We start from the raw sequence: 6631 nt of genomic DNA, 5'->3' as shown, positions 1-6631 counted from the left end.
ATGGTCGCCACGCCGGAAGGTGAGCCCCGCCGCCTGGCCCACTTTGAGCGCCAGTTCCGGCGTGATCACGCCGTTGGCGAGGCCGCGAATGCCATCGGTGCCGAAATATTTGCGAACCATTGACGGGGCCCCATGCCTCTCCCCGGCGCGGATATTAACCCGTTCTGCCTGTCGTCCGCTTCAAAAAATATTCGACATTCTTACCGGTGGAACTAACGCCTCGTTCACCATAAAACAGGCGAAAGCGAAGCGATATCAGCGGCAAGCGAGGCCTAGCGTTTGGGTTTATCGTACGGACTGTGCGGCGGCTGGGTGACGGAGACCGGGTCGGAACCAGGAAAGGTCTCCTCCAACCCCACGTCTAGCGCCTCGTCGAGCTTCTTCTTGCGGTCGGCGTCCAATTCCCGGCGATACTTGGTGTCATCGCCCAGATCGCCATCGAAGTCGTCATGGTCGGATCGGAGCGATCGATACCTGTCCATCATCGTCGTTTTCCCATTATTGCCGCCGGCTGCAGGGCGAATGTCCTGCTTGCTTGAGGCAATAACCCCCGGCAGGGGCCGTGGTTCCGTCCCGGGTGCCCAAGCGGAGCGGCCCTTTGTGCTATCAAAGGCGGGTGAGAGCTGGGACCCCGCACGCCATGAAAACCATGACCTGCATCGAGGACCTGCGGCAGACCTATCATCGCAAGGTCCCGCGGGCCTTCGTCGATTACTGCGAATCCGGTTCGTATGCCGAGCAAACGCTGCGCGCCAACCGCGCCGATCTCGAACGCATCACGCTGCGTCAGCGCATCCTGCATAACGTCGCCGATCGCAGCACCAAAACCACGATCCTTGGCGAGCCAGTGGCGCTGCCACTGGCGCTGGCGCCGGTCGGGCTGACCGGCATGCAGCACGGCGACGGCGAGATTCTGGCGTGTCGCGCCGCGCAGGCGGCGGGCATCCCATACACGTTATCGACCATGTCGATCTGTTCCATCGAGGACGTGGCGGCGGCCGTCGACAAGCCGTTCTGGTTCCAGCTCTACGTCATGAAGGACCGCGGCTTCATCAAGGAGCTGATCGAGCGCGCGATCGCGGCCAAATGCAGCGCGCTGGTGCTGACCGTCGACCTGCAGGTGATCGGGCAGCGTCATGCCGACATCAAGAACGGCATGACGGTGCCGCCGGAATGGACGATGTCGAAATTTTTCGATTTCGCCACCAAGCCGGCCTGGGTCGCCTCGGTGCTGCGCGGCAAGCGCCGCACCTTCGGCAATCTGGTCGGCCATCTCAAGGGTACCGACGACATCACCGCGCTGGGGACCTGGATCTCCACGCAATTCGACACCACGCTGAACTGGAAGGATGTCGAATGGATCCGCAGCATCTGGCCGGGCAAGCTGGTGCTGAAGGGCATTCTCGACGTCGAGGATGCCGAGGAAGCGGTGAAGACCGGCGCGCAGGCGCTGGTGGTCTCTAACCATGGCGGCCGCCAGCTCGACGGCGCGCCGTCATCGATCGAGGCGCTGCCGGAGATCGTCGACGCCATCGGCTCGCAGATGGAGATCATGTTCGACGGCGGCATCCGCTCCGGCCAGGACGTGATGCGTGCGCTCGCGCTCGGCGCCAAATCCTGCATGATCGGCCGCGCCTATATCCACGGCCTCGGCGCGTTCGGCGGCGAAGGTGTTGCCAAGGCGATCGACCTGATCGCCAAGGAACTCAGCGTCACCATGGGCCTGTGCGGCGTCAACAGAATCGCCGAAATCGACGACCATGTGATTGCGGTGTGAATCTCTCGTCGTCATCCTGAGGTGCGAGCCTCTTCGGCGAGCCTCGAAGGATGACAGGCACAGGTGCCCGCGGCCATCCTTCGAGACGCCGCGCCAGGGGCGCGGCTCCTCAGGATGACGTTCTGTCCGCGGAAGCAGCCCTCACATCGGCGGCGTGATGCCGTCGAGGCCGACGCCGACGCGGCCGGCTTCGAGCGAGCCGTCGTCCTTCTTGGTGGCGCCGAAGATGATGATCTTGGCGCCCGGCTTCAGTTCGGCCTTGTCGCCGGTGACGAACGCGACGATCGGCGTTCCCGGCGGCACCACGACTTTCTTCTCGCCGTCCTTGTACTTGACCATGATGTTCTGGCCGTCGGTGCTGGCGACCGTCTCGGCGACGGTGGCATTGGTCATGGTCGAGTTGGGACGCAGATCCCAGGGCCTGAAACCTTCCGCCGCGCCGCGTTGGGCCTCGGGGAAGATATGGACGGCGAGCGCCTTCTGGGTGCCGTCGGGCTCGGGCATCGCCGAGACGCCGATATAGGAACCCTCCTTGATGTTGGAAAGCTCGCTCTTGGCGATGCCGACCACCACCACATTGTCGGTCATGCGCACCTTCATGTCGGTGCCCTCGCGCGACTTGATCGAGAGCATGGGGCCGTCGACGGCTTCGATGGTGCCGCGGATGCGTACCGTCGGTGCCGGCTGGGCGAAGGCCGTCGTTCCCAGAACGGACAAGATCGCCAGCGAAGCCAGCGCACGCGGTAGAAACGAAGACATCGGCATGGATTTTCCCTCCCAGGGCGGTTTGCGGTCAAAGACAGAACCCCGCCATTGCCGGGCTATTCCGCCGGCCAAATGGCGCGCAAGTCACATGGGCGGGGTCAGCCCGTTGAGACCGACGCTGATCCGGGTGGCCTCATAGGAGCCATCCGGCAGCTTCTTGAAGAAGGCGATGATCTTGGCGCCGGGCTTCAGTTCGGACTTTTCGGTGGGTACATAGGTCACGACCGGGGTATCCGGCGACACCACGACCTTCTTCTCGCCGTCCTTGTATTTGACCAAAAGCGTATGGCCGTCATTGCCGGCGACGCTCTCGGCCACCGTGGCGTTGGTCATGGTCGAGTTGGGCCGCAGGTCGAACGGCCGCGATCCCTCGCCGGTGCCGCGCATGTCCTCCGGAAACACATGCACTTCGACGGCGTTGTTGCTGCCGTCCGGTCCCGGCACCGTGGTGGCGCCGACGAAGGAGCCGACCTTGATGTCGGACAGCGATATCTTGACGATCCCGACCAGCTTCATGTCGCTCGCCATATGCAGCTTGAAATCCTCGCCGCTGCGCGACTTGACCGCGAGCATGTCGCCGTCGACGGCCTCGATGGTGCCGCGCACCCGCGACGGCGTCGGCGGCTGCTGGGCGAGCGCCGCGATGCACGATGCGGCAACGACGGCGATGGCGACAAGGGGACGCGCGAACGTTGAACGGTGGATGGGCATGAAATGGTCTCCGGCTGATATGATCCTAGCAGGACCCCGGGGCTTCCCGGGTATTCCGTCTCTCAACGGCGCGCGATCAGCAAGAGTGTATGCGGTTTTGCGTCCGATCGCGCGCCAATTATTAGTGAGCGCGTGATCTTTTCGCCAAACCGCTCACACTTTGGCGAATCACGCGCGTGTGAGATCGGCCTCGACCAGCGCGCGCAGCTCCGGCGTAACCGTGGGCCTTTCACCGAACCACAATTCGAACCCGCGCACCGCCTGGTGCAGCAGCATGCCAAGTCCGTCGGCGGTCTTCAATCCCCGTGCCCGCGCCGCGGCCAGCAGAGGGGTTTGCAGCGGCACATAAACCAGATCCGCGACAACGGCATGTGACGGCAGCAAGCCGGTGTCGAGATCGAGCGGGGGCTGGCCGTGCATGCCGAGCGAGGTCGTGTTGACGAGCAATTTTGCTCGCGGCAGCAGATCTGCAACGGCATCCCAGGCCACTGGCAAAACGTTGGCGCCGAATCGATCCGCGAGCGCTCCGGCACGCTCGAGGGTGCGGTTGGCCAGATGCACGCGCTTGATGCCGCGCTCGATCAGTCCGAACACCACTGCGCGCGACGCTCCACCGGCGCCCAGCACCAGCGCTTCGGTCGCTTCATCCCAGCCCGGCACGCAGGCGTCGAGATTGTCGACAAAACCTTCGATGTCCGTGTTGGTCGAGCGCAGTTCGCCGTCCTCATACCACAGCGTATTGGCGGCGCCGACGGCACGCGCGCGCGCATCCGGCTTCGACAGCGCCAGCGCATGCTCCTTGTGCGGACGGGTGACGTTGGCGCCGACGAAGCCATGGGCCTTCAGATGCAGCACGAATTCCGCAAAACCTTCCGGCGGCACCGCCTCGATATTGTAGCCGCCCTCGATGCCGAGCGTCTTGAGCCAATAATGATGGATCAGCGGCGAGCGCGAATGCGCCGCCGGCCATCCGATCAGGCATGCGGCGCGGGCTTTTGTCTCCGCCATGTTGGAAACCATCTCCTCCGTCATGGCCGGGCGTAGGCGAGCGGTAGCGACGCCGTCCTCCGGCGACTATTTCGGGCCGGGACGATCAATTTATCTTCTGCCGGACGGTGTCAAGAACGCTGTTATCCCGCTCAGCGCCAGGCTAGCCCGCGGCGAAATCGTCCGGCACGACGGCCGGTTGTTCGCGATGCCCCCTGATATCGGCGATTGCCCGCGCGATGGTTTCGCGATATCGGGCGCGCGGCGGAATGACCCCGTGGGTCAGCAGCACGCGGCGCACCGTCGGCGACGCGCCGGTGATGAAGAGACGGATGTTCTGCCGCTTCGCCTTGGCCGCGACCCGGCTCATGGCATTGGCCGCGGTGGAATCCAGAAACGGCACCGCCGCGAAATCGACCACGAACGCCTTGCGCGTGTCGGCGATGCTGTCGAGCACCGTCCCCACCGTCGATGCCGCGCCGAAGAAGAACGCGCCGGTGATCCGGTACACCAGTACGTCCGGGTCGGCGGCAAGGCTGACATCGTAGGGCACGCGATCGCCGTCGTCGTCGGCCCGGTCGACAGTCGCCAACGGAGTTTCGGACTCGATGCCCGTCATCTGCGCCATGCGGTTGATGAACAGCACCGCGCCGAGAGCGAAGCCGACCACGATGCCTTCGGTGAGATTGCGAAAGATCGTCAGCAGGAAAGTCGCGAGCAGCACGGTGGCATCGCCGCGCGAGGAGCGGATCAGGGTCGCGAACTCCTGCTTTTCAGCCATGTTCCAGGCGACAACCACCAGCACCGCTGCCAGCGCGGCGAGCGGAATGTAGCTCGCCAGCGGCGCTGCGATCAGCATGAACAGCAGCAGGAACACCGAATGCAGCATCCCGGAGATCGGGCTGCGCGCGCCGGCGCGGACATTGGTCGCGGTTCGCGCGATGGTGCCGGTGACGCAGATGCCGCCGAACAACGCCGATCCGATATTGGCAAACCCCTGCGCCACCAGTTCGCAATTGGAGCGATGCCTGCGGCCGGTCATGCCATCGGCCACCACGGCCGACAGCAGGGATTCGATGGCGCCAAGCAATGCAAAGGAGATCGCGTCGGGCAGCACCGCTTGCGCCTTCTCCAGCGAGAACACCGGCCATGCCGGCCACGGCAGTTCCCGGGGAATGCCGCCGAAGCGGGTGCCGATGGTTTCCAGCGGCAGCGCCAGCGCCCAACTGGCGAGTGCGGCGACCACGACCGCGATCAGAATGCCAGGCCAGTGCGGCCGCAGCCTTTTGAGCACGACGATGATGGCGATGCTGACGGCGGCCACCGCGACCGCCGAGAGGTTGGCGGTGTGCAGCGAGTGCGCCAGCACCTCCAGCTTCGGAACAAATTCGCCCGGCTCTTTCACGGTCAGCGTGATGCCGAGGAGGTCCCTGAGCTGGCTGGCGAAGATAATGACGGCGATCCCGGCGGTGAATCCCACCGTCACCGGATAGGGAATGAACTTGATGTAGGTGCCGAGCCGCAGCAGGCCCGCGGCAATCAGAAACACGCCGGCCATCGCGGTGGCCAGGATCACGCCGTCGACGCCTTGGCGTTCGGCGGTCAGCGCCACCACTACGATGAATGCGCCGGCGGGCCCGCCGATCTGGAACCGGCTGCCGCCGAGCAGCGAGACGATGAAGCCGCCGACCACGGCCGTATAAAGCCCGCGATCCGGGGTCACTCCCGACGCGATCGCGATCGCCATCGACAGTGGCAGCGCCACGATCGCCACCGTCAGGCCGGAGACCACGTCGGCGCGAAAGTCCGCGAAATGGTAGCCTTCGCGAAGCACAGTGATCAGCTTGGGCGCGTACAATTCGGCAAAGGTCGGTCGATGAGTTCGATGCGTTCGCTGGCCCGCGATGCTCATTGCCACGATGCTCCCGTATCAGGCCGCGAGATCGCCGTCGCGACGCCGCTACTCTGTCAGATCCGGCGCGGCGGACCCGGCTCTCTCAATCGCACACCGCGTCCGCCGTCATCGCTGCGCGCGTGCTCGCCGATCAGTTCGACACCGGCGCCATTCAACGCATCGACCACCCGGGTCAAGGATTCGACGACGCCGCGAACGGTGCCGACGCTCGCTTCCATCCGTTGGATCGTCGGCAATGAAACCCCCGCCAGTTCGGCCAGCGTCCGCTGGTCGATGCCCAGCAACGCCCGTGCCGCTCTCATTTGGAAGGACGTGATCACGTCGCCATTCTGTATATAGAGAATGATAAATGATATCCCATCCACTTACAATGATGTAAAAAACATCATGTGGCAAGCACGAACTCGCATCTGCGCGGGGAGAGGTCGCCGCGCTTCGCGCGGCGGGTGAGGGGCGAGGCACGCTATTGGATTTGG

The 6631-nt window shown here is 64.4% G+C and carries 8 protein-coding genes; 1 reads left to right on the top strand and 7 read right to left on the bottom strand.

Features of this window, described 5'->3' with window-relative positions:
- Together VK804_RS28110 and VK804_RS28105 are read right to left on the bottom strand one after the other, a co-directional pair.
- Positions 1-120, bottom strand: a 120-nt coding sequence (locus tag VK804_RS28110; RefSeq protein ID WP_325376309.1) for a hypothetical protein, incomplete at its 3' end; no start/stop codon positions are given.
- Positions 121-272: 152 nt separating this feature from the next.
- Entirely contained in the window at positions 273-485 is a 213-nt protein-coding gene (locus VK804_RS28105; RefSeq protein WP_325376311.1) for a hypothetical protein, read from the bottom strand.
- 155 nt (positions 486-640) lie between these two features.
- Here VK804_RS28105 and VK804_RS28100 point away from each other — a divergent pair, with 155 nt between their 5' ends.
- Complete coding sequence (locus tag VK804_RS28100; RefSeq protein ID WP_325376305.1) at positions 641-1777, top strand: alpha-hydroxy acid oxidase; 1137 nt, start codon at positions 641-643, stop codon at positions 1775-1777.
- A 141-nt stretch (positions 1778-1918) separates the two neighbouring features.
- On the opposite strand, the gene VK804_RS28095 is transcribed toward VK804_RS28100, so the two are convergent.
- From VK804_RS28095 to VK804_RS28075, 5 genes are all read right to left on the bottom strand, one after another.
- Positions 1919-2536, bottom strand: coding sequence for a hypothetical protein (locus tag VK804_RS28095; RefSeq protein WP_414642857.1), 618 nt, complete (start codon positions 2534-2536; stop codon positions 1919-1921).
- A gap of 90 nt (positions 2537-2626) precedes the next feature.
- Positions 2627-3253 (bottom strand): hypothetical protein, encoded by a 627-nt coding sequence (locus VK804_RS28090; protein WP_325376301.1) that lies wholly within the window; start codon positions 3251-3253, stop codon positions 2627-2629.
- 168 nt (positions 3254-3421) lie between these two features.
- On the bottom strand, positions 3422-4261 hold the full coding sequence (locus VK804_RS28085; protein ID WP_325376299.1) for a shikimate dehydrogenase: 840 nt from the start codon (positions 4259-4261) through the stop codon (positions 3422-3424).
- Between the two features lie 142 nt (positions 4262-4403).
- Positions 4404-6152 (bottom strand): SulP family inorganic anion transporter, encoded by a 1749-nt coding sequence (locus VK804_RS28080; RefSeq protein WP_325376297.1) that lies wholly within the window; start codon positions 6150-6152, stop codon positions 4404-4406.
- Positions 6153-6208: 56 nt separating this feature from the next.
- The gene (locus VK804_RS28075; RefSeq protein WP_325376295.1) at positions 6209-6475 is read right to left on the bottom strand and encodes a helix-turn-helix transcriptional regulator; all 267 of its coding nucleotides are present in this window, start codon (positions 6473-6475) and stop codon (positions 6209-6211) included.
- Between the last annotated feature and the right edge of the window lie 156 nt (positions 6476-6631).

This window comes from Bradyrhizobium sp., assembly GCF_035484855.1.
Classification (GTDB): Bacteria; Pseudomonadota; Alphaproteobacteria; order Rhizobiales; family Xanthobacteraceae; genus Bradyrhizobium.
Note: the sequence above shows the minus strand (reverse complement) of the source record. Positions and strands in the feature narration are given on the sequence as shown.

Coding starts and splice junctions, on each gene's coding strand:
- VK804_RS28105 (WP_325376311.1), bottom strand. CDS start 485: ATGATGGACAGGTATCGATCGCTCCGATCCGACCATGACGACTTCGAT.
- VK804_RS28100 (WP_325376305.1), top strand. CDS start 641: ATGAAAACCATGACCTGCATCGAGGACCTGCGGCAGACCTATCATCGC.
- VK804_RS28095 (WP_414642857.1), bottom strand. CDS start 2,536: ATGTCTTCGTTTCTACCGCGTGCGCTGGCTTCGCTGGCGATCTTGTCC.
- VK804_RS28090 (WP_325376301.1), bottom strand. CDS start 3,253: ATGCCCATCCACCGTTCAACGTTCGCGCGTCCCCTTGTCGCCATCGCC.
- VK804_RS28085 (WP_325376299.1), bottom strand. CDS start 4,261: ATGGCGGAGACAAAAGCCCGCGCCGCATGCCTGATCGGATGGCCGGCG.
- VK804_RS28080 (WP_325376297.1), bottom strand. CDS start 6,152: ATGAGCATCGCGGGCCAGCGAACGCATCGAACTCATCGACCGACCTTT.